Source organism: Micromonospora sp. NPDC047548 (assembly GCF_040642975.1).
Taxonomy (GTDB): Bacteria; Actinomycetota; Actinomycetes; order Mycobacteriales; family Micromonosporaceae; genus Micromonospora.
On record NZ_JBEYTI010000036.1, the window covers coordinates 1 to 20793 of the forward strand.

A 20793-nucleotide genomic window follows, 5' to 3' on the forward strand; every position below is an offset into this window, starting at 1 on the left:
CCGCGACCTACACGACCGCAGCGACGTCTTCGCCGTCTACGGCATCTAACAAACCATGATCAAACCGGACACTCCCGAACAACGCCGGGGCCGTGCTGGTCATCTGGGGTACGGCCGGACAGTTCCTCCCCGTCAACCCGACGCAGCAGCGCGAGGGGGATTCCGTCAACGTCGGCGACGATCTCACCCTGCCTGGTCGCCAACGGGGAGCCCGCCGGGACTCCCGCTGCCTCGACGTGGCCGGCGACCGTGAGACCACCCGCGAAGGACCGACGTGAATCCGGCACGACTGCCTTGGCGACCCAACCCTCGTCCCGAGCGGTGACGAACCACGTCGCCGAGTTCATGCCACCGTTGTGCGCCTCCACCGTCGCATCAGTAACGCCCCAGGCGTCTGCCAGACACGAACGCAGCTTCCCCTCGTCAATCACCCGCTGAAGTCAAGCAGCGGCGGCCGCAACTGGCGACCGACTTCTGGCATTCCTTGCCCTACTCGCTGAGGTTGCGGATCTCTTCGTAGAGGTCGTCTGCCGCGCTCGATCCCCGGTATGGCTCGGGCGGGCGGTCAGATGGGACGTACGCGACCAGCGGTGGCCGCTCGCCTCGGGCGTCGATCAAGGGTGTAGCCAGAGCTCTCCGGTCGACGTGACGGCTACCTGTCGCCCATGGTCGTGGCTGGCAGGAGTAGCTGGTTGAGGGTGTCGCGGAGCCAGTGTTCGCAGTGGTCGTAGGGCCATCCGTGTTCGGTGTGCAGTTGCGCGTAGGTGTCGGTGGACAGCAGGACCGCGATCGTGGTGGCGGCGGTGGCGGTGTCCAATCCGGAGCGTAGGGCGTGGAGTTGTGCGAGGCGTTGGGCGCAGGTGGCGGCTCCGTCGCGGTGGCGGGCGGCTCCGGCAGCGTACGCGGCGGCGAGGTCGGCATCGACGTGAGCGCCTGAGCGGAGTCCGGTGATGATGTCGTGGCAGCGTTCGTTGAGCTGGCGGGTCAGGCGCACCATCAGGGAAATGACCTCGCGCGGGTCGCCTGATCGCTGGATCGTTGCGGCCAGTTGCGGGATCTCGGCGATCGTGTCCACCTCGTCGAGCATCGCGGTGATCAGCTGCGGTTTCGAGCCGACACTGGCGTAGATCGTTTGCACCGCCACTCCTGCTTCCCGGGCGATGTCGGCTACCGAGGTGCGCGCGTATCCGTGCTGGGTGAACAGCTTCGACGCGGCCAGGATGATGTCCCGGCGGGTCTGGGCCGCTTGCATCTGGCGTCGGTTGGGCCGGGAACCGTCTTGCGCCGCCACGTCATTCACCTTAATCTCATTCTAGTCAGTGCAATTGACTTCTAGTCACCTGAGCGGGTAACCGATGACGACCCTACCGAGCCCAGCCCGCGCTACGCGGATCACCGCGGCGTTCGCCGCCGGCGCCGCCGTCCTGGCGACCTTCGCCCTCGGCCGCGTCGTATGGCCTGACCCGCCGGGCGCGATCACCCCGCCTGCTGATCTTGTGCCCTACTTCCTGATCCTGTCGGTGGTCGAGTCGCTGCTGTTCGGCGCCGGCGTCGCGTACGCCATCGTCGCCCTGCCCGCCACGCGACACGCGCCCAAGCCGGCCCGGCTGACCTGGGCGGTGTACCTGAGCGTCTGTTTCATGCTGCTGAGCTGGTGGCCGCACGACAACCTGCACCGCGTCCTGGGCCACCACGACTTCGCGGGCCTGGCCCGCATCGAGTACCTGTTCCACGTCCCGCTGATGGTCGGCGCAGCATGTGTCGCCCTCTACACCCTGCAGGCTCGCCGGGAGACGCGATGACCACTCACGAGGAGATCATCCGCGGCATCTACCGCGACCTGTTCGAGACCGGCGACACCGACCTGGCCGACCGCCTGGTGACCGCCGAGTTCATCGACCACGCCGCACCGCCCAGTGCCGCCCCGCCCGGCCCCGACAATCTCAAGGCCGCAGTCGCGTTCCTGCACTCCGCGCTCGGCGACATCCGCTACGAGGTCCACGACGTGCTGTCGGCCGGAGACCGGGCCGCCTACCGGGCCACCCTCACCGCCACCCAGCACGGTCCGTTGTTCGGGCATCCGCCCACTGGTGGACGGTTCAGTATGCAGCAGATCCACATGGTCCGCTTCGACGGCGATCTCATTGCCGAGCACTGGGCCTGCCGCGACGACCTGGGCGCCCTGCACCAGCTCGGGCACCTGCCATGACCGCTCGGCCGGCCCGCGAACGCCATCCCCGACGGCTGCACCCTGATTCACCGGCACCGAGGTCACGCCTGGTCGTAGCGACGGACTCCGTCGGCGTCGACGGCCTTCAGCCGTCCCTGCACCACGAGCAGGTCGAGGTGGGCGGCCGTCTCTGGTGACGGCGAGCAGCTGGTTGGAAGGTATCGGCCGTCGTCTCCGGCGATTCTGGAAGCTCAGCGCCCCGAACCCACGCTATCAACGCTCCGAGCCGGAGGATCCGTGGTTCGAGCGTCGGCGTGGGCGATGTGGGTCATCTGGGGCCAGAGCAGAACGAGGAAGACCGCTGAGCCGACGAAGGCGAACCAGAACGGCGCAGTCACGCCGTAGTGCGTGGCCAGCAGGCCGCCGATGGCTGAGCCGGCGACCAGGCCGCCGAAACTGCTGATCTTGTTGAGGCTGCCGACCCGGCCTTGGAGGTAAGTGGGGACCGCCCGCTGCCGCACAGTCAGGGAGGTGGTCCCCCAGATGAACGCATGCGCGCCGAAGACGAGAAAGATCAGCGAGGCCAGCCATGCTGAGGTGGTGATGGCGAGGCCGAGGTGGGTGAGGGTTTCGATGATGAGCCCGACCCGCATCACGTTGCCCAGGCTCACCCGCCGGGTGATCCAACCGTACAGAGCCGTGCCGAGCAGGCCGCCGACCGCAGAGACCGTGGTGAGCAGGCCAAACCCGACGGCGCCCAGGCCGAGCCGCTGGTGCGCGTAGAGCACGAGGACCGACCAGGCCGCGCCGAACGTGATGTTGAAGATCAGAATGGTCAGGGACAGCGTCCGTACGGCTGCGTGACGCACAGTCCACCAGAAGCCCTCGGCGATGTCCCGGCGCACACTGCGCGGCCCGTCGGCCTGGTCGCGGCCATCGGCGGGCAACCGGAGCCGCGAGATCAGCAGCAGCCCCCGCGGCGACCAGGACGGCCTGAGTGACGAACGGCCAGGCACTTCCCGCGACGAACAGAGCTGCCCCGATCGGAGGACCGGCCAACTGGTTGAGGGTGATGAACCCGGTCTGGAGACGGACGTTGGCGACCGACAGATCATCGCGGTGCACCAGCATCGGGGCCAGCGTCATCGAGGTGTTGTCGGCGAAGACCTCGGCGGTCGCGAGCAGGCCCAACGCCGTCAGCGCAACGACAACCGAGAGCTCGCCGGCGAGCATCGTGACGACCAGGGCCGTCAGCATCGCCACCCGGACAGCATTGGCGACGATCATGATCAGCCGACGGTTGAGCCGGTCGGACAACACACCTGCGTAGAGGCTGAACATCAGCGGCGGCGCCCACGCGAGCAAGGCGGCCAGCGAGACCAGGAACGCGTCGTGTGTCAGTGAAGCGATCAGCAACGGCCCGGCCGCGATCGCGATGCCGTCGCCGAGGTTCGTCGTCCACGACGAGGCCAGCAGCCAGCGGTAGCCTGACCCCAGCCGCGCCGGCACGACAGTCTCGAGAACGTTCTTCACAAGGTCACGACCCTATGCCTGCCCTCGTACCAGCCGCAAAGCCAATTCCCCCGACCGTCACCGCTGCCCCGAACCATCCGCGAGTTCTCCATCGCCTCCACCAAGCCGGGGCACGTCATCCGAGCGGACTGACACTGAGGCTCAGCCGGCCAGGATGACCGCGCGGTGCCGGGCGCCGCCGCCATCCGCTGGCCCCTTCCGGCATTGGGCCACCCGGCCCGCAGCTTCACCGCCGTGACCATCTGGCCGAGCAGCCCGCCGGCCGCCTTCGCTCGGTTGGGGTAACCGGTGGGGGGCCAAAGGTCCTACGGCTCCGGGGGAAAGGACCCGAGCCTCGCACCGGGATTCGGGGTTATCCTCGCCTCACATTCGGCGGGCTGGTCCTGGTTGGACCCGGCGTGACGCAAGGACGTGAATGACCGGTATCGCAGGCGGTGTCGAGCGACGGGATGACCGAATGCTCGCGGCCGTCGGCGACCGGGTCCGCGCCCGCAGCGATGGCGCCCGCCGGCCCCGAGCCCGGGTGGTGGGGGCGGCTCCGCCGCCGGCCATGGTTGGCCGGCCGAGCGGCCTGCCGCATCGGATCCGCCCGATACGGCGGGGTGGTCCGTCATGACCGGCAGGCGCGGCCGGTGGTCGGCCGGCAGTCGCTCGATGTGGCTTGGCGCGGCGCCGCTGCTGGTGAGCGCCGTGCTGTGGATGGTGGCGCGCCAGGCCCCACCGGTCACGGTCGCTCGCTGCGTGTCGGCGGACCGGCCGTGGGCCTGGCTCGGGGTGCACCTGGCGCTGCTGCGCGAGCATCCCGACTGCGCCGCCGGCCAGTACGCGCTGGATGCCAGTCCGGGGCACACCGCCGGGCTCGTGGTGATGGTGGCCGCCCCGACATTGCTGCTGAACCTCTGCACCGGGCTGAGCATGGTCGGGGTCTGGGTCACGCTGCGGGCGCTGCTGGCCAGCGCGGCCGAGGCGGTAGGCCGGCTGTGGTCGAGGCTGCCGGCACAGCCGCGCCTCGCGCGGGGTGTGCATCGTGCTGCCCCGCTCCCCCGGACGTCCGGGCAGTCGTTGCGGGCGTGGCAGCTGGACCGTTCCCCGGTGCTGCGTCGCGGGCCTCCGATCCTGTCGGCGCTGTGATCCCCACACTCCATCGCTGACGTCGGCGTCGTCTCGTCGTGGCGTGCGGGCTGGCCGTGTCGGCCGCCCGGCATGCCCGGGGGTCGGCGCATCCGCGGCAGGACGAGTTCGAGACCCGAAACCCATGCAGCGGCGCGCTGGCGCGCGTGGTCGCGTGGTGGTCGCCAGGCTGCGCGCTGCCCCATCTGGACGGGGCGCCGCCGGCAAGGTGCTGGCACCCGCCGCCGATCACCCCGTTTTCAGCTGGCGGGTCGGTGCACCAACGCGAGAAACGAGACGGAACATGAGTAAGGAAGCACGGATCAAAGTCCGCGCGTTGCGCCAGGTGCAGGCGGTTGCGGCCCGGCGGCGGCACAACCGGATGTGGCTGGCCGGCGGGGTGGTGATTGTCGGCCTGCTGGTCGCGATCGTCGCCGTCGTGGTCACCTCTGTGTCGAAGGGCGATTCCTCGCCGAACAGCGCCAGCGGTCAGCTGGTGACCCCGGCCAACCTCACCGACACGGGAGCGATCCCGGTCGGGCAGGCCACCGGGCCGGTGACGTTGGAGATCTACCTGGACTACATGTGTCCGGCCTGCGGGATGTTCGAGCAGGCCAACGGCGGCGAGATCGACCGGCTGGTCAAAGCCGGGACGGTGAAGGTGCAGCTACGTCCGATCTCGTTCCTGGACCGGGCATCGAAGGGTTCGAAGTACTCCACCCGGGCGGCCAACGCGATGGCCACGGTCGCCGACCGCGCCCCGGGGTCGGTATGGGCGTTCCACAGGGAGCTGTTCGACCGCCAGCCGGAAGAGGGCACCCGAGGGCTGTCCGACGACCAGATCGCCGAATTGGCCCGCAAGGCCGGGGTGCCCAAGGACGTGGCCGACGCGTTCATCAAGCGGGCCTTCGAACGGTGGGTGGCGACCTCGACCGACGCCGCGTTCAAGTCCGGCATCCAGGGCACCCCGACGATCAAGATCAACGGCATGGTGTTCCAGGGCAACGCGTACACCCCAGGCCCGCTGACCCAGGCCATCGAGGCCGCGGCGGGAGGGGCGAAGTAGTGACTGGCCTGGTGGGCCGACTGCACCGGATCCGACACGCCAACTCCTGGATCTTCGGCACGATGCTGTTCTCGTCGTGCCTGAGCCTGCTCGCCTCGTTCGTGCTGTCGGTCGACGCGATCACCCTCGCCGCCGACCCGGCCGCAGAGCTCTCCTGCAACATCAACGCGGTGATCAGCTGCGGGACGGTCGGCAGCTCCTGGCAGTCACACCTGTTCGGGTTCCCCAACGCGTTCCTGGGTCTGATGGCCGAGCCGGTGGTCATCACCGTGGCCGTGGCGAGCCTGGGCGGGGTGAGGTTCCCGCGCTGGTTCATGTTCGCCGCCCAGGTCATCTACACCCTCGGGCTGGCCCTCGCGTACTGGCTGTTCTACCAGTCGATGTTCCACATCGGGGCGCTGTGCCCGTGGTGCCTGCTGGTAACCGTCTCGACGACGCTGGTATTCGCCACCCTGACGCATGTCAACATCCGCGACGGTAACCTGTTCCTGCCCCCGCGCCTGCAGTCCGCGCTCGTCACGGCGGTGCGGGCCAACCTCGACCTCATGGTCCTGGTGATCTGGATGCTGGCCTTGACTCTGGCGATCGTCGTCAAGTACGGCGACCTGCTGTTCGGCTGACCCAACCCGGCCGGCACCAGCGAAACCCCTGATGGGTGGGGTGCGACCCACCGGTCGCACCCCACCGCCCAAGGTATGTGCTCGTTCGGCTACAGACAGCGGACGTACGCAGGGCGACTTACCGCCTCGGGGCTGACGACATGCGCTTACGACTGTCCGACGGCCAGCGCGCTCGCGGCTTCGACCACCACCTTGAACAGGTCAGTGGCTTCCTGCTGGTCGTAGTCGGTGTGTCGGCGCTTGCGGATGCCGAACCGGCTCAGCACGATGTGCGCGTCCGGCGTCAGGCCGTGCCGGCGCAGGGTCGCCTCGACGCACACGAGGGCACAGCCGTCCAATGCGAGGATGGGCCGGCCCGACCTGGCCAGCCGGACCAGGGACCGGACGTCGCCACCCAGACCCGCGATGCAGGACATCTCCGCCGCGCCGTGCCGGTCCAGGCGTACGGCCAGAGCGTTGGCCATCTGGGCCGCGCTCGAGCAGCCCGAGCAGGAGTAGACCAGCGGCTTGCCGCTCGGTTCCGCTCTTCTGCCGGGCCGGCTGCCCGGATCTGGCTCCGTTTCCGCATCCATCGTCGCTACCTTCCTCCTCGACCGCCACCGGCCGCGGAAGTCGTTACCAGTGTGTGGCGCCCGACCCATCGATCGGGACTTCCAATAGCCGAGGGCCAGGATTCGCGAAGGCCTCCCGTAGCGCCGCGTCCAGTTCGTCGGGTGAGTGGACCGAGCTTGCCGACACGCCGTAGCCCTGCGCCAGGAGCACGTTGTCGATGCCCGGCACGCGGAGGCCGGGAACGTTCGTGGCGCCGAGGAAGTCGCAGTAGTCCTCCAACACCGCGTACCGGTCGTTTCGCAGCACCACTACGGTGACCGGCACGTCGTAGCGGGCCGCGGTCCATAGGGCGGGAACGGTGTACTGCAGAGCCCCGTCGCCCACGACCGCCACCACCGGGCGTTCGGGGCGGGCCAACTGCACGCCGATCGCGGCCGGCACCCCAAACCCGAGGCTCGCCCCAGCCGGACTGTAGAAGCTGCCGGGCGTGGCGAAGCGGATCTGGTCCTGGCAGTCGCGCAGATTGGACACCGATTCGCAGACCACGATCCCGTCCGGCGGTAGCGTCCTGGCGATGACGGCGTACGCCGCGGCGGCGGTCAACGATCCGCCGGCAAATTCGACCGGTCGGGGCTGCGGGCCGATCGGCGGGGCCGGCCGGGTCGCCGCGGGTACGGCATCCAGAAGGCAGCGCAGCGTGGCGGCGACCTCGCCGACGATCGCATCGCCCAGCGGTGCCCGGGCCGCCTCCTCCGGATCGTCGGTGAGAAGCACCAGTTCGGCGCCCTCGGGCAGCGGGGGTCCGGGGACATGCGGGTAGTACCGGAACACCGACGCTCCGGCGACCAGTATCAGATCGTGCCCCTGCAGCGCCGTGCCGACGCCCGCCTGGGTGGCGGGCAGGGTGCCCTGGTAGGCGGGATGGGAGGTGGGGAAGCCGCAGCGCGGCTCCAGCGGCGCCCAGTACACCGGCAGCCGGCAATGCTCGGCCAGCGCCAGCGCTGCCGTCCATCCGTCGCGGTCGGCCACAGCGGAGCCGGCCAGCAGGACGGGTGAGCGCGCCGCCGCGAGCCGGTCGGCCAGCACGCGAACGGCGTCCGTCGGTGCGGCACTGTTGGCCGCAACCCTACGGGCGGCCAGCAGCCGCCCGGCCTCGACGTCGGCGGTCGCCGCCCAGTCGTCCATCGGTAGCGACACCAGTACCGGGCCGCGCGGCGGTTGCATGGCAAGCATCGTCGCCCGCGCCAGCGCGGCCGGGACGTCCTGCGGGCGCGGCGGTTCGAAGCTCCACTTCACCAACGGCCGGGGCAGCGTGGTCGGGTCCGGGTTCGTCAGTAGCGCCTGGCCGGTGAGCATGGCGCGGATCTGTTGCCCGGCGGTCACCACCAGCGGCACCCGGCCGGCGGCGGCGTTGACGAGGGCACCCATGCCGGTCGCCACACCCGGCGCACTGTGCAGGTTGACCAGGGCTGGACGGCCGGTGGCCTGGGCGTACCCGTCGGCCATACCGACGACCGCACCTTCCTGCAGCCCGAGAACGTAGCGGAAGTCAGCCGGGAAGTCGACCAACATCGGCAGCTCGGTGGACCCAGGGTTGCCGAAGACGGTGGTCAGTCCGTAGGCCCGGAACAGCTCGAATGTTGTTTCCCGTACCGAAGTCATGCCCGCGAGGCTGACATCGGCCAATTCGGCAAGGCATGGCCGAAGGTCCCTTCGTTCCAGGACCATCGGCTCATGGGCGGAAGCGCCGAGGGACGTACGGACTGCGGGGTGCGATGTCAGAAATGCGTGGCACGGGACCATCGGCCGGGCCATTCCGGGACCTTCAGCACTGATGTCCCGCTCGGTCGCGGAACACCCTGAGCATCCGTGGCATGACTCCCTCCTACGTCGGCGTCGATGCCGTCCAACCAGCGACGCCCGCAGATGACACCGGTGCACCGAGGAGTGAGAGGACAGGCGAGCATGGACGACGGCCGACGGACGCTGGTGGAGCTGTCCAGGGACGAGGCGTTGCGACTGCTCGGGAGCGCACCGCTCGGCCGCGTGGTGTTCACGCTACGGGCGCTGCCGGCCATCCGTCCGGTCAACCACATCATGGACGGCGACCACGTGATCATCCGTACGAATCTCGGCACCTCGGTCGCGTCCACGATCAGCGCCGACGGGGAGGTGGTCGTCGCCTACCAGGCCGACATGATCGACCCGGACACCCACACGGGCTGGAGCGTCGTCGCCACCGGCGTCGCCCGGGTGGTGCGGGACCCACATGACCAGGCTCGGTACCAGCGGCTGCTGCACCCCTGGGTGGACGGCCCGATGGACTGCGTCATCCGGATCCGAGCCGACATCGTCACCGGCTACCGGCTGGTGGACCCGGCCGCCCTGGCTCACCCACCCAAGGCATCGTCGGCCGAGAGGTGAGCCAGGCGTTCCCAGCCATCCGCGTCCAACAGGATGGCCGCCGCCGGGAAGATTCCGTACTCTTCCTTGTCGATGTGTCGACGCAAGGTGTCGATGGCGACCAGCACGACAGACTTCGCCGCCGTGCCCGCCGCAGCGTCGGCCAGAACCTGGTGCAGGTGCAGGTGCTCGGCGCACAGTTCGTCGATCGCAACGGAGAGCTGGGGGTCGCCGCGTAGCCCGGCGAACAGTCCCCGCTCCTCCGCGGCGGTGTGCCGGTTGATCAGCGGGACCAGCTTCGCGAGCACCGGTGCCGGGTCAGCACCGGCGATGACGGCGCGCCGCAGCCGGCCAGCGAGGCTGTTGATCTGCTCGTGTTCGTCACTGAGCGCGTCAATGATCGGATAGGACCGGCAACCGCAGTCGTGGCACATGGCTCACCCTCACTCGTTGACGCACCGCCGCAGTAGCGCACTCGCGGCACGCCGCGAGTGCTCCGCCAGCGTCGAGCGTCGTTGGTGCGCGCACCAGAGCCATTGGTCTCGTGAGAACCACGGCCACCTGATACGCGCGTGGCCGCTACCGCTGGACGTAGGGACGCCCGTGGCCGGTAGCCTCCTCGCTGATTCGGCCGCCCCCCGCGCGGCTACCATGAGCGGGTGGAGTTCGCGGCGGTGGTGCTGGCCGGCGGCGCCGCGCGACGGATGGGCGGCACCGACAAGCCGGCGGTCCGGGTGGGCGGCCGGCGGATGCGTGACCGGGTCCTCGATGCCGTGTCGGGCGCCTCGCCGCGGATCGTGGTCGGCCCGGCCGCGGGCCTGCCGGCCGGTGTGCTCGCCGTCCGCGAGGATCCGCCCGGCGGCGGACCCGCCGCCGCGGCCGCCGCCGGGCTGCTCCTGCTCGGTCCCGGTACGACCACAGTGGCGCTACTCGCGGCCGACCTTCCGCTGCTGACCGCCGAGGCGGTGCACACGCTGCGCCGGCAACTGACCGCCTCGGACGTCGACGGGGCCTGCTATCTCGACGAGAACGGCCAGCGGCAGGTGCTCTGCGGGGTCTGGCGGGTCGAATCCCTGCGTGGCGCGGTGTCCGCGCTCGCCGCCGGCCGACACGGATCCCTGGACGGCGCCTCGATGCGGGCGCTACTTGCCGGGCTACGCGTGGCCGAGCTGCGCTGGACGGGGTCGGGCCCAGCGCCGTGGTTCGACTGCGACACGGACGACGACGTACGCAGAGCGGAGGAGTTGGCGCGGTGACGACGCTGGACGAATGGGTGACGGCCGCCGGTGCCGAACTTGGTCTGGATCCCACGCAGGCGTAGGTTCGCGGGTGCTGGACCTGGCCGCAAATGTCACGCACAAGGTGATGCGTCCAGCGCGTCGGTCAGGGCTGTGTCCTCGCGAGCCCAGCCTTCGCGCGGGTCGCGCTCCCCACCATCGAGCAGGGCAGGAGGGCCCGGCCCTACGGTTCGGCGACCCTCGGGTCATGGCCTGGCCGGCGCTCTCACCACCAGCGTGAGCGCCGACCAGCCCCATCACCCCTACGGCAGGCGCTACGCACCATCGACCAGCACCTCAACGACTACCAGCCCTGGCACGCCTACCCGCCGCCACGTGAAAGCTTGGCTCAACCGTCAAAACCCCGGAAACCACGCGAACGCTATGAGCCGGTACCCGATCCCGCCGGACCGAGCAGATACGCGATGACGTCTGCGGCGGTGTAGTCGTCACCTCGGCGAGTCAGGTGCGGGAGGAAGGCCAGGTCTTGCCCGAGCGTCACCAGCGGTGGCTCGACGTAGCCGTCCGGCCGGCGCTGACCGAGCCCTACGGTGGCGACCAGGCCGTTGCACAGGCACCGGCTGCCTACCGTGTCGTCGACCGACCCGCCCTTGCGTACGTACTCGTCGACCGGTTCCGCCGGGCAGCGGTATCCGACCCTGCCGTCCGGGCGGCGGTACGGCGTACGTAGGTATCCCAGGTCGCAGTGGCGTGGCCGGTCGGCGTAGACCTGCTCGTCGGCTGCGGTGCCGGGCAGGTGCACCAGTTTGAACGGGAACCCTGTCGGGGAGGCCGTGGCGTGGTTGCGTACGACGAGTTCGTTGCGTGCCGCATCCCGCAGCATCCGTCGCCGTAACGCCGGGTCGAGGCCCGATTCGCGGCACAGCGCGAACGCGGTCCCCACCTGTACCCCCGTGGCGCCCGCGGCCCGGGCGGCGGTCAGCCGCTCCGGGCCGGTCTGCCCGCCGGCCAGCCAGAACGGCAGACCCAGGTTCGCCACCTTTGTCAGGTCCAGGCGGTCCCGCGGCCCATACACCGGCTCGCCGTCGGTACTGAGGGTCAGCGGCCCGCGGGGCCGGGCGCTGTGCCCGCCGGCGGCCGAGCTCTCCAGCACGAAACCGTCCGGCCGGGTCCTCTCGTCGCGGCCCAGGTAGACGGCCAGCGTGGCGGACGACACGATGGCCAGCAGCCGCGGCCGCCGTAGCGCTCGGGGCGCCTCGCCGAACAGGTCCCGCGGGTCGAAGGCGAGCTGGTGCTGCTCGCCGGGCGCGGCCGCGTGCACCGCGACCGACAGCCGCGCCGGGGCGTTGGCGGCCAGGGCGTCGAGCATGCGCGGTATCTCGGTGGGCAGGCCGGCGCCCATCAGCACATAGTCGACACCGGCCAACATGGCGCCGTACACCGCCGCCGGCGTGGCCAGCTGGATCTTCTCCAGGTAGTTCACCCCGACCGGGCCGTCGTGGCCCTCCTTGGCCAGGAAGACCTCGACAAAGTTGGCGACCACTGCCAGTTCCTGCCCGTGGCCCCCGGGCCGCAGCCGCAGACGCGGCACCGGCCGGAACGACTCGCCGTCGGGCCGCCCGCCGGGCACGAAGTACCGGTCCAGCACCCGTTGCACCACGGCCGGGACCGGGAAGTGGCCGAGAGCCCGGCGGATGTGACCGCCGTCGTCGCCGCGTTGCAGGCGCCGGGCCAGCAGGGCGTCGAGGGCGACGCCAGAGACCACACCGAGCTGCCCGGTGGCGGCCACCGCGCGCGCCAGCCGCCAACCGGATACGCCGACGCCCATGCCGCCCTGGATGACGACCGGAGGGTCGAGCACGGCCGGAGCCGTTTCCCCGGCCATCAACGGTTCCGCCGGTTGGCGCCGCGTGTGGGCAACCCTTGCAGTAGCCGCCAGGCCCCGGGCAGCAGGCCGGCCCCCCGCACTCCCGGGGTGCGGCCGTACACCGCCGCACCTACCACGCCTTCCGCCATCCTCGTCCCTCCTGTCGCCGCGCCCAGGTGGCTCGGGCACGGTTTTCCAGCCCCGCTCGTCCTGTCACGACCGGGACGCGCCGCCGCGCTGCGAACAGACCGACAGCGACGGACGAGCTGTGCGAAGCTTGGGGCACACTGATCCGGTATGGCAGGGCCGTAGGTCCCGCCCTCGGATGTCATTCGGACCCGCCGTATCAGCGCTCCGAGCGCCATGGATTATCGGCATCGGTGGGTCTGGCCGCCTCCCCGACGGTACGAATGCCGTACGCGGGCGCGGCTTTCATGCTGTCCACCGGACCCAGATTGGTGTGGCCGGTCAGATGACACCAGGCCGCGAGGTCGAGCGGTGCCGCCGGGTCGGTGGTGAGCAGATGGATGACCGTGCCGGACTGGACGGTCCGGATAACCGCCCGAAGCTCCAGCAGCAAACGCACGCACCCACGGTCACCACCGTCGAGCACGACCGGCGACGGTGTGGGCGGCATCGCATCTCCTGCCATCGCGGGTTGCGCCATGTACTGATCCAGAGGTACCTCACCACCCCGCTGTTCCCGCCGCCCGTGACGGCCTGACACGCCGGGGTCCCGGGTCACCGCAGGTGCGCCCCGAGAACAAGGAAGACCGCCCCGATCAGCATGATCAGTCCACCCAACCCCGTGACGAGGGTAGTCACCTGCCACGCCTGGTAGGCCCCGAGCAACGCCCCCCGCAGGGTCTCCCCCATGAACGCGGTCTGCCGCAGCCGGTCGAGCCGCTGGTCGCCGCGGCCCGCGCCCATGCACTCCGCCGCGATCTCCGCGTACGTCCGGCCATCGGTGGCCTGGGCCACATGGCCGGCGATGAACTCCGAGTAGGCGCGGGCCTGAAGCCCCGTACGCACCGGGGTCTGGGCGTACCTGGCAAGGGGTGCCGGTAGGCCGGTGGCCGGAAAGACGATCCGCTGGCTGGTCAGCTCATGGACGACACTGCGCCGGCCGAGTACGCCCTGCGCGATCATGATCGGTCCGGCGACCAGGAGCAGCACGCCGGTGAGGGCGAGGAGGAGTGTGATCATGCGGATAGCCTGCCCGGTGCGATCAGCCTTCCGGGAGGGCAGCAGGTCCCGACAGCGATCGGGACGCAGGTCCCGGCCGGCCGAGTTTCGACGATGCGCAAGCTCGCGCCGCATCGGCGATCGGCGATCGGCGATCGGCGGCCACAACCGTTGCAAGTCCGCGTCGTCGGGGTCAGCGTGCCGACGCTTGCGTACCCCGTGGTCGCTGAGCACGACGTGCCCCTGTGGGGTAAGGCCGTGCCGGCGCAGGGTTGCCGCCACGCAGACCAGCGGGCAGCCGTCCAGCGCCAGGAGGGGACGTCCGGAGCGGACCAGGCGCAGCAGCGGTGCAACGTCGCCGCCGAGTCCGGCGACACACGACGACCGGCCTGGCCGCAACAGGACGGATGACCGTGGCGGCTCAGGTATCGAGGGCGAGCTCTCTCGCGCCGGGGAACGACCCAGGCTGGTAGCCGCACGACGGGTCCTCGTCCCAGAGGTCACCGGTCATCGCGTACGCCCGGGCGCGGGACCCTCCGCAGACGGCCCGGAACTCGCAGGCACCGCAGCGGCCCCCTAGCCGTCCGGGATCCCGCAATCCGGTGAACAGCTCGGAGTCGCGGTAGATCTTCACCAGCGAACGCTGTCGCACGTTGCCAGCCGGGACCGGGAGGAACCCGCTGGGGTGGACGTCCCCGCGATGCGAGACGAAGACGAAGCCGTTGCCGGCGCTGACCCGCAGCGGTGCCCGACGCACCCGGTCGGCCCGCCCGACCAGGCCTTGTTCCTCCAGCCGGGTGCGCAGGTCCCGATACATCGGCCCTAACCCGAGCACCGCCACGTGGTCCTCCCCGCGCCGCGCGAGCGCATCACGTTGCAGGCAGACCCGTCGGAAGTGATGTGCTTCCGTGGTCTTCACCGGCACGGTTTCGCCGAGGTCGTAGAGCACGTTGAGCACATCCTCGGTCTCCGCCGCGTCCAGGCCGGCCAGCGCCCGACCCCGCCCCGTGGGCACGAGGAAGAAGACGCTCCACAGCAGGGCTCCCCGCTCGCGTACCTGGGCGGCGATCGCGGGCAGGTCGTGCACCGTGTCCCGAGTGACTGTGGTGTTGATCTGGACCTTGAGCCCCAGATCGCGCGCCTCGCACCAGGCCCGGTTGGTGAGCTGCCAGACTCCTGGCACACCCCGGAACCCGTCGTGGCCAGCGGCGGTGGCCGCGTCCAGGCTCAGCGAGATGGCCCGGGCGCCGGCGTCCCGGAGGCCGGCCAGGACGGTCCGGGTGAGTGTCGGGGTGCCGGAAGGTGACACGGAGACCGGCAGGCCCAGATCGGTCCCCCGGCGCACGAGTTCCTCCAGGTCGGGTCGCTGGAACGGGTCTCCACCGGTGATCACGAACAGCGGTGCTGGGCGACCGAAGGCCGCCACCTGGGCCATGAGCGCGGTGGCTTCCTCGGTGTCGAGTTCGGCGGGGTCACGCAGGGGGCGCGCCGAGGCACGGCAGTGCAGGCAGGCGAGCGGGCACGCCTGGCTCGCCTCCCAGATGACGATGAAGGGCCGCTCCCGCACATCCTGCCGGGGTAGCCGCACGGACCTGCCCGCCCGCTCCGGGCGCTCCGGCTCTCTCGCCGTGATCGCGTGTGTCACGGCAAGGATGCTGCATGGCGGGAACCGGGCACGCCAGGGACCGGTGACCCGGGTCGGAGGGCCACCTGGCCTCAGCTGTCGAGGTCGGGACCGCTGGGACCGACCACGGGCACAACCGCCCCATGATCACTTGACCTTCGGCCCGGTCCGGCGGCGTAACGCGCCGGCAGGCTGGCTGGGACGTCCCCCCGCGGTGCCGTGTCTGCGGCGACCGGTCGGCGAGGGCCTCGATTCTGTCTGTGGGAGTGACGTACATGTCGGCGATCGGCCAGTCGGGTGACCACGGCATCAGCCGTGGCCTGAGCGCCGGGGCGCTTGACATCCTGATCCGGCTTAGTGCCGTGTCCTATGGCGGGATCAGCATCGGTGACCTCGCCCAGTCAGCCGGCGTGAGTTCCCGCAACGTCACCGGGCTGGTCGACACCCTCGAACGCGACAGCGTCGGTACCGGATCGTAGTCGGCCTCGGGAAACAGCCCCGACGCCACCAACGTCTGGGTCCCCGTAACCGCGACCGATCGCACTGGTGGGCCGGTCACCCCGTCGTGGCGTAGCCGGTTGTCCAGAGACCATGCCTGCTGCCGAGCCGGTGCGACACCGCTCGCACCCACCAGGACGAGGAGGGCCACATCCCGCGACCGGGAGGCGGCGATCGGCGCCACCCAGGCGCCCTCGCTGAAGCCCCACAGTCCGACACGTGCCGGATCGACATCGGCGCGGCGGCGCAGGAGCGACACAGCCGCAAGAGCATCATCGGCGAGTTGGGAGTACGACGGGTGGGCCGGGTCGACGCCTCAGCCTCCGCCCGGTACTTCGCCCTCGTTTCCGGCCCGGCGCCCTGCACCAACACCAACCCGGGATGCCTGCCACCGGTGGTCGGCGCGGAGACCGTCGCGTCCAGCGTGGTGCCGTCGCTGCGAAACGACACGGGTCGTGCCTGGTTCGGCCGAGGCGGCAGGGCCGAAGACGACGGCGAACACGGCGGCGATGCATCCGGTAACCGCTGCGGTGAGGACCGTCATGCGATTCACGGGAAGAAGCCTGCCATCCATGATCAACCGAAGCGACACCGCTAGCCACCGGAGCTTCAGTAGGGACAGCCCTACCCCGAGCGCATGCCGTGGCGGCGGCCGGAGGGGGATTCCGGCCGCCGCCACTATCGGGAGAGTTGTTCAGGAGGGGCGCTCCGCCCCCTTGCGGGCGTAGAAATACCAGGCCAGCGCCACGCAGGCGGCGAAGAAGACGGCCCAGCCGAGGTAGAAGGCGGTGGCCGGCAAGCTGGCCAGCCCGATGCCGAACAGGAACGGTCCGAAGGCGGCGATGGCGGCGGTCCAGCCGATCACCCCGCCCGCCTGCCGGCGCTCGAAGATCATCGGCATCTGCTTGAAGGTCGAGGCGTTGCCGACGCCCGCGAAGAAGAAGATGCCGAGCATGCCGGCGACGAAGAACCTGAACTCGCCGAGCGAGGACGGGGTGAGCCAGAACGCGGTGAAGACGGTCGAGGCGGTCATGCCGATGCCCGACGCGACGGTCCAGACGGCACCACCAAAGCGGTCGCAGAGCGGCCCCCATGCCACCCGGGCCGCCGAGCCCACCAACGGGCCGAGGAACGCCCACTTCAGCGGGTCCGGCGCATCCGGGAACGTGCCGTACAGGTTCTTGATCAGCAGACCGAACTGCGCCGCGAAGCCGGAGAACGCGCCGAAGGTCATCAAGTAGAGCGCGGTCATGATCCAGGTGTGCTTCTCCCGGAAGATGTCCAACTGCTGACGCACATTGGCCTGCACCGGCACGCTCTTGAGGAAGAACCAGGCCAGCACCGCACCGACGACCACCCAGGGGATGAAGACGAGGCCGGCGTTGTGCAGCCAGATCGACTCGCCGAGCCCCTTCGCCGGCTTGACCACCTTCTCCGGGCCGATGCTCGCCGTACCGAGCAGGGCGAAGCCGATCACCCACGGCACCAGGAACTGCACCACGCTGACGCCGAAGTTGCCCACCCCCGCCTGGATACCCAGCGCCACGCCCTGCTTGCGCTTCGGGAAGAAGTACGAGGTGCTCGGCATGAAGCCGGAGAAGACCCCGCCACCGATGCCGCAGAGAAAGGCGAGCGCGAGCAGCACGCCATAGGGAGTCGTGGCGTCCTGCACGGCCCAGCCCCACCCGACCAGCGGCACGATCAGCAAGAGCGTGGAGAGCGAGACGAGCTTGCGCGTCCCGAGGACCGGCGGGAGGAACATCCAGATCAGGCGCAACATACCGCCGGCCAGGCCCGGCATCGCCGCCAGCCAGTACAGCTCATTGCTGCTGAGCCCGAACCCGATGTTGTTCAGCCGGGGCGCGATCGCCGAGACGAGGAACCAGGTGATGAAGGCCAGGGTCAGGTTGTACGTGGTGATGGAGAGGGTTCGCCACGCCAGCCGCTGGTCCCAGGTGTCACTCTCCGGGTTCCAGTCCGCCAACCACTCCCGGCCCTTCCGGGTGGGAGGCTCCGCCGAGAGGCCGCCGCCTTTGCCGGCCCCCGGGGGTCGTAGTGCCGTGGTCATCGTCTTGCTCCTCGCTGTCGCCGAACGGTTCGGGACATTGGTCAGACTGGTCAAGGACAACTCGCTCGGACACGGTCGAGGGTCGTCGGCGAACGGGACCAAGGTCCCGCCCGCCGGCGGAATGGTGCTCACGCGCGCTGCCCGGCCGGCACCGGCTCGACCGTCCGCGCCAGGTCGGGACTGCGGTCGTGCAACATCCGGTGCACCGTGATGTGCATCCAGAGCCCGGCTGTCACGGTCAGCAGGAAGAGGATCGCGAAGGTGGTCTGCGGCAGGCCGGCCCAGGCCTGCGCGTAGGCGAACAGCGGCGGCAGGATGAAGCCACCCAGCGCGCCGAGCATGCCGACCAGGCCACCCACCGCGCCGACATCGTTGGGGAAGTACTCGGGGATGTGCTTGAACACCGCCGCCTTCCCGATGCCCATCGCGATCCCGACCACGAACACGCCCACGGTGAACGGCAGCACGCCGAGCTGGTAGGGCAGCACCTCGCGGATGCCGTCGGCCTCGTACCGCTCCGGCACGTACAGGACGATGTGCCCGTAGGGCATGGCGAGGAAGAGGCTGGCCACCGACATGGTGGCGAAGGTGCCGTACATGACCCGGCGGGCGCCGTACCGGTCCGACAGCCAGCCGCCCACCGGCCGCAGCAGGCTGGCCGGGAAGATGAACAACGCGGTCAGCAGCGCCGCCTGGTACAGCGGCAGCCCGAACACGTCGACGTAGTACTTCGGCAGCCAGGCGGACAGCGCGACGTAGGCGCCGAACACCACGACGTAGTAGAGGCTGAACCGCCAGACCCGCATCTGCCGCAGCGGCCGGAACATCTCGCCGAGCGGTCGACCGTGGCCGGGTCGACGGTCCTGCCGGGGCGTACCGAGCCACACCGCCACCGCCATGAACACGAGCAGCACCGCGTACAGGAACGGGACGAACCGCCACCCACCGGGGATCAGGCCGCTCGCGTACCCGGCGGCCGGCACGGCGGCGATGAGCGTGGGCCCGATGAACTTGGTCACCGAGGCGCCGACGTTGCCGGCGCCGAACACACCGAGCGCGAAGCCCTGCCGCTCCTTCGGGGTCCAGGCGGACACCCACGAGACTCCCACGCTGAAGGAGTTACCGCCGAAGCCGGCGAGGAAGGCGTAGAGCAGCAGCGCCTCGTAGCTGCCGGCCTGCGAAACCAGGTAGGTCGGGATCGCGGTGAAGAGCAGCAGCGCGATGAAGACCTTCCGGCCGCCGACGCGGTCGGCGAGCACTCCACCCAACAGCCGCCACGCCGCGCCGTTGAGGATCGCGACCGACGACAGCCAGGACAGTTGCACGTCGGTCAGGCCCAGCTCGGAGCGGATCGGGATGCCCAGCACCCCGAACATGAGCCACACCGCGAACAGCAGGGTGAAGCCGGCGCTGGACAGCACCAAAACCCGGCCGCCACCTCCGCCCCGGCCCCCTGTATCCGTTGGCGCCCCGGTCGCTGACATCTGGTCCTCCCTCGTGGTCCGGCCGCGCTGATGCCCGGTGACTTCACTGTCAGCCGTGCAAACCTGGCCAGGTACGGGCCGTCGGTCCCCCGCCCCCGGCCGAAGGTCACGAGGCATAAGACCCGGGCGAACGGGAGTAAGGTCCCGGTTCGATGCCGGTCCGTGAGGTTGGCCTCGCCTCACGACACCGGTGTACCGGTCGACCCGACGAAAGGCACCCCCATGGACGACGCCACGACGATGGGGAGCCCTCGACCGTCGGCCCACCGGGACGGCGCCGAGCACCCGCTGGCCGATCTGCGCCCCGGGGACCAGGCGATGGTCGTACGGGTCGTCTCCCCCGCGTCGCCCGCGATCGCCCGCCGCCTGGCCGATCTCGGCTTCACCCCCGGCACGCTCGTCCGGGTCCAGCGCCGGGCACCGCTGCGCGACCCGGTGCTGTACCGGCTACGGGACTACGGCGTATGCCTACGCCGAACCGAGGCAGCGTGCGTCCAGGTCATCGGGGCATCCCGATGACCGGCTGCCACGAACCGGTCGATCAGCAGGTGGACGGCGCCGCCCGCATCGCGCTGGTCGGCAGCCCGAACGCCGGCAAGATCACCCTGTTCAACTCGCTGACCGGGCTGCGCGCCAAGACCGGCAACTACCCCGGGGTGACCGTCGCCCGGTACGTCGGCACCTGCGTGACCGCCACCGGCCGCTACAGCATCGAGGACCTGCCCGGTGCGTACAGTCTGGAGCCGATCAGCCCGGACGAGTAGGTCATGGTCGACACCCTCGACGGCCGTACGGACGGCTCGGCCCGCCCGGACGCGCTCCTGGTGGTGGTCGACGCCGCCACCCTGCGCCGTTCGATGAACCTGGTCGCCCAGGTGCGCGCGGCCTGCCCACCTGCGTGGTGCTCACCTTCACCGACGACCTGGCCCGCCGGCACGGCCGCCTCGACGTCGACGGGTTCGCCCGGGCGCTCGGCGTGCCCGTCGTCGCGGTGCGGCGCGGGCGCGGCCGGACGGCGCCTGCCGTCGTCAGGAGTCCGCGGATGCCCGCGTGACGTCCTCGATCCAGTTGAGCGCCGCGATGGCGGTCGGGAACCCACAGGTGGTGATGGCGGCGAGGGCGACGGCACGTACCTCGTCCAGGCTCGCCCCGTGGTGCAGGGCCTTACGGACGTTGGAGCGCACCGCCCCCTCGGCCTCGGCACCGATCGCCACCGCCAGCTTGATCAACCGGTCGGTCCGGTCGTCGAACGGGTTCTGCTCGCGGATCGTGCGCGCCAGCGTGCCCTGCGCCTCCGCGACCTCCGGGAAGCGCTCCAGGAACTGCACGTAGATGCCGGGCAGGTAGTCGTCTTCCATATCTCCTCCACCGCTGA

At 70.3% G+C, this 20793-nt stretch carries 20 protein-coding genes and 4 pseudogenes; 10 read left to right on the forward strand and 14 right to left on the reverse strand.

Annotated features, from left to right (window positions below):
* Positions 1-59: 59 nt before the first annotated feature.
* The gene (locus ABZ807_RS26100) at positions 60-431 is read right to left on the reverse strand and encodes a hypothetical protein (RefSeq protein ID WP_357163169.1); all 372 of its coding nucleotides are present in this window, start codon (positions 429-431) and stop codon (positions 60-62) included.
* Positions 432-652: 221 nt separating this feature from the next.
* Positions 653-1300 (reverse strand): helix-turn-helix domain-containing protein, encoded by a 648-nt coding sequence (locus tag ABZ807_RS26105; RefSeq protein WP_357163172.1) that lies wholly within the window; start codon positions 1298-1300, stop codon positions 653-655.
* Positions 1301-1355: 55 nt separating this feature from the next.
* Between ABZ807_RS26105 and ABZ807_RS26110 the strand changes: the two genes are divergently transcribed.
* Positions 1356-1802 (forward strand): hypothetical protein, encoded by a 447-nt coding sequence (locus ABZ807_RS26110; protein WP_357163175.1) that lies wholly within the window; start codon positions 1356-1358, stop codon positions 1800-1802.
* Complete coding sequence (locus ABZ807_RS26115; protein ID WP_357163178.1) at positions 1799-2209, forward strand: ester cyclase; 411 nt, start codon at positions 1799-1801, stop codon at positions 2207-2209. The genes ABZ807_RS26110 and ABZ807_RS26115 overlap by 4 nt, the downstream gene beginning before the upstream one ends.
* Before the next feature lie 212 nt (positions 2210-2421).
* Here ABZ807_RS26115 and ABZ807_RS26120 read toward each other — a convergent pair.
* Positions 2422-3703, reverse strand: a pseudogene (locus ABZ807_RS26120) (MFS transporter).
* 612 nt (positions 3704-4315) lie between these two features.
* Here ABZ807_RS26120 and ABZ807_RS26125 point away from each other — a divergent pair.
* The 3 genes from ABZ807_RS26125 to ABZ807_RS26135 all read left to right on the forward strand — a co-directional run bounded on the left by ABZ807_RS26125 (position 4316) and on the right by ABZ807_RS26135 (position 6499).
* Positions 4316-4834, forward strand: a complete 519-nt coding sequence (locus ABZ807_RS26125) for a hypothetical protein (protein WP_357163181.1) — start codon at positions 4316-4318, stop codon at positions 4832-4834.
* Positions 4835-5117: 283 nt separating this feature from the next.
* A complete protein-coding gene (locus tag ABZ807_RS26130; RefSeq protein ID WP_357163184.1) occupies positions 5118-5879 on the forward strand; it encodes a thioredoxin domain-containing protein in 762 nt (253 codons plus the stop codon).
* Positions 5879-6499, forward strand: coding sequence for a vitamin K epoxide reductase family protein (locus tag ABZ807_RS26135; protein WP_357163187.1), 621 nt, complete (start codon positions 5879-5881; stop codon positions 6497-6499). The genes ABZ807_RS26130 and ABZ807_RS26135 overlap by 1 nt, the downstream gene beginning before the upstream one ends.
* Before the next feature lie 146 nt (positions 6500-6645).
* Here the strand turns inward: ABZ807_RS26135 and ABZ807_RS26140 are convergent, their stop codons facing one another.
* Positions 6646-7140 carry a putative zinc-binding protein gene (locus ABZ807_RS26140; RefSeq protein WP_357163190.1) on the reverse strand — a complete coding sequence of 165 codons (495 nt, stop codon included), beginning with the start codon at positions 7138-7140 and terminating at the stop codon, positions 6646-6648.
* On the reverse strand, positions 7115-8713 hold the full coding sequence (gene mdlC, locus ABZ807_RS26145; RefSeq protein ID WP_357163193.1) for a benzoylformate decarboxylase: 1599 nt from the start codon (positions 8711-8713) through the stop codon (positions 7115-7117). The genes ABZ807_RS26140 and mdlC overlap by 26 nt, the downstream gene beginning before the upstream one ends.
* Positions 8714-9016: 303 nt before the next feature.
* Here mdlC and ABZ807_RS26150 point away from each other — a divergent pair, with 303 nt between their 5' ends.
* The gene (locus ABZ807_RS26150; protein ID WP_357163196.1) at positions 9017-9475 is read left to right on the forward strand and encodes a pyridoxamine 5'-phosphate oxidase family protein; all 459 of its coding nucleotides are present in this window, start codon (positions 9017-9019) and stop codon (positions 9473-9475) included.
* Here ABZ807_RS26150 and ABZ807_RS26155 read toward each other — a convergent pair.
* Positions 9442-9888, reverse strand: a complete 447-nt coding sequence (locus ABZ807_RS26155) for a hemerythrin domain-containing protein (protein ID WP_357163199.1) — start codon at positions 9886-9888, stop codon at positions 9442-9444. The two genes, ABZ807_RS26150 and ABZ807_RS26155, sit on opposite strands and share 34 nt — an antisense overlap.
* Positions 9889-10128: 240 nt before the next feature.
* Here ABZ807_RS26155 and ABZ807_RS26160 point away from each other — a divergent pair, with 240 nt between their 5' ends.
* Positions 10129-10710 carry an NTP transferase domain-containing protein gene (locus tag ABZ807_RS26160; protein ID WP_357163288.1) on the forward strand — a complete coding sequence of 194 codons (582 nt, stop codon included), beginning with the start codon at positions 10129-10131 and terminating at the stop codon, positions 10708-10710.
* 403 nt (positions 10711-11113) lie between these two features.
* Here the strand turns inward: ABZ807_RS26160 and ABZ807_RS26165 are convergent, their stop codons facing one another.
* From ABZ807_RS26165 to ABZ807_RS26185, 5 genes and pseudogenes are all read right to left on the reverse strand, one after another.
* Positions 11114-12577 (reverse strand): nitronate monooxygenase, encoded by a 1464-nt coding sequence (locus tag ABZ807_RS26165; RefSeq protein ID WP_357163202.1) that lies wholly within the window; start codon positions 12575-12577, stop codon positions 11114-11116.
* Positions 12578-12905: 328 nt separating this feature from the next.
* Positions 12906-13145 carry a sulfurtransferase TusA family protein gene (locus ABZ807_RS26170; RefSeq protein WP_357163205.1) on the reverse strand — a complete coding sequence of 80 codons (240 nt, stop codon included), beginning with the start codon at positions 13143-13145 and terminating at the stop codon, positions 12906-12908.
* A gap of 155 nt (positions 13146-13300) precedes the next feature.
* Positions 13301-13765, reverse strand: coding sequence for a hypothetical protein (locus ABZ807_RS26175; RefSeq protein WP_357163297.1), 465 nt, complete (start codon positions 13763-13765; stop codon positions 13301-13303).
* A gap of 153 nt (positions 13766-13918) precedes the next feature.
* Positions 13919-14248 (reverse strand): annotated as a pseudogene (locus ABZ807_RS26180) (putative zinc-binding protein); the annotation flags it as partial.
* Positions 14166-15332 carry a TIGR04053 family radical SAM/SPASM domain-containing protein gene (locus ABZ807_RS26185; protein WP_357163291.1) on the reverse strand — a complete coding sequence of 389 codons (1167 nt, stop codon included), beginning with the start codon at positions 15330-15332 and terminating at the stop codon, positions 14166-14168. The pseudogene ABZ807_RS26180 and the gene ABZ807_RS26185, both read right to left, overlap by 83 nt.
* Positions 15333-15643: 311 nt before the next feature.
* On the opposite strand from ABZ807_RS26185, the gene ABZ807_RS26190 reads away from it, so the two are divergent.
* The gene (locus ABZ807_RS26190) at positions 15644-15847 is read left to right on the forward strand and encodes a hypothetical protein (protein ID WP_357163208.1); all 204 of its coding nucleotides are present in this window, start codon (positions 15644-15646) and stop codon (positions 15845-15847) included.
* Positions 15848-16560: 713 nt separating this feature from the next.
* Here ABZ807_RS26190 and ABZ807_RS26195 read toward each other — a convergent pair.
* Positions 16561-17934: a nitrate/nitrite transporter gene (locus ABZ807_RS26195; protein WP_357163211.1), complete on the reverse strand. Its 1374-nt coding sequence runs from the start codon at positions 17932-17934 to the stop codon at positions 16561-16563.
* Positions 17935-18101: 167 nt separating this feature from the next.
* Positions 18102-19364 (reverse strand): annotated as a pseudogene (locus ABZ807_RS26200) (nitrate/nitrite transporter); the annotation flags it as partial.
* A 276-nt stretch (positions 19365-19640) separates the two neighbouring features.
* Here ABZ807_RS26200 and ABZ807_RS26205 point away from each other — a divergent pair.
* Together ABZ807_RS26205 and ABZ807_RS26210 are read left to right on the forward strand one after the other, a co-directional pair.
* On the forward strand, positions 19641-19937 hold the full coding sequence (locus ABZ807_RS26205) for a FeoA family protein (RefSeq protein WP_357163214.1): 297 nt from the start codon (positions 19641-19643) through the stop codon (positions 19935-19937).
* A pseudogene (locus ABZ807_RS26210) lies at positions 19934-20412 on the forward strand (FeoB small GTPase domain-containing protein); the annotation flags it as partial. The gene ABZ807_RS26205 and the pseudogene ABZ807_RS26210, both read left to right, overlap by 4 nt.
* 34 nt (positions 20413-20446) lie before the next feature.
* Here the strand turns inward: ABZ807_RS26210 and ABZ807_RS26215 are convergent.
* Positions 20447-20776: a carboxymuconolactone decarboxylase family protein gene (locus ABZ807_RS26215; RefSeq protein WP_357163217.1), complete on the reverse strand. Its 330-nt coding sequence runs from the start codon at positions 20774-20776 to the stop codon at positions 20447-20449.
* Positions 20777-20793 lie beyond the last annotated feature (17 nt).

Coding starts and splice junctions, on each gene's coding strand:
- ABZ807_RS26150 (WP_357163196.1), top strand. CDS start 9,017: ATGGACGACGGCCGACGGACGCTGGTGGAGCTGTCCAGGGACGAGGCG.
- ABZ807_RS26130 (WP_357163184.1), top strand. CDS start 5,118: ATGAGTAAGGAAGCACGGATCAAAGTCCGCGCGTTGCGCCAGGTGCAG.
- ABZ807_RS26110 (WP_357163175.1), top strand. CDS start 1,356: ATGACGACCCTACCGAGCCCAGCCCGCGCTACGCGGATCACCGCGGCG.
- ABZ807_RS26165 (WP_357163202.1), bottom strand. CDS start 12,577: ATGGCCGGGGAAACGGCTCCGGCCGTGCTCGACCCTCCGGTCGTCATC.
- ABZ807_RS26115 (WP_357163178.1), top strand. CDS start 1,799: ATGACCACTCACGAGGAGATCATCCGCGGCATCTACCGCGACCTGTTC.
- ABZ807_RS26125 (WP_357163181.1), top strand. CDS start 4,316: ATGACCGGCAGGCGCGGCCGGTGGTCGGCCGGCAGTCGCTCGATGTGG.
- ABZ807_RS26155 (WP_357163199.1), bottom strand. CDS start 9,888: ATGTGCCACGACTGCGGTTGCCGGTCCTATCCGATCATTGACGCGCTC.
- ABZ807_RS26140 (WP_357163190.1), bottom strand. CDS start 7,140: ATGGGTCGGGCGCCACACACTGGTAACGACTTCCGCGGCCGGTGGCGG.
- ABZ807_RS26205 (WP_357163214.1), top strand. CDS start 19,641: ATGGACGACGCCACGACGATGGGGAGCCCTCGACCGTCGGCCCACCGG.
- mdlC (WP_357163193.1), bottom strand. CDS start 8,713: ATGACTTCGGTACGGGAAACAACATTCGAGCTGTTCCGGGCCTACGGA.
- ABZ807_RS26175 (WP_357163297.1), bottom strand. CDS start 13,765: ATGATCACACTCCTCCTCGCCCTCACCGGCGTGCTGCTCCTGGTCGCC.
- ABZ807_RS26215 (WP_357163217.1), bottom strand. CDS start 20,776: ATGGAAGACGACTACCTGCCCGGCATCTACGTGCAGTTCCTGGAGCGC.
- ABZ807_RS26190 (WP_357163208.1), top strand. CDS start 15,644: ATGTCGGCGATCGGCCAGTCGGGTGACCACGGCATCAGCCGTGGCCTG.
- ABZ807_RS26195 (WP_357163211.1), bottom strand. CDS start 17,934: ATGACCACGGCACTACGACCCCCGGGGGCCGGCAAAGGCGGCGGCCTC.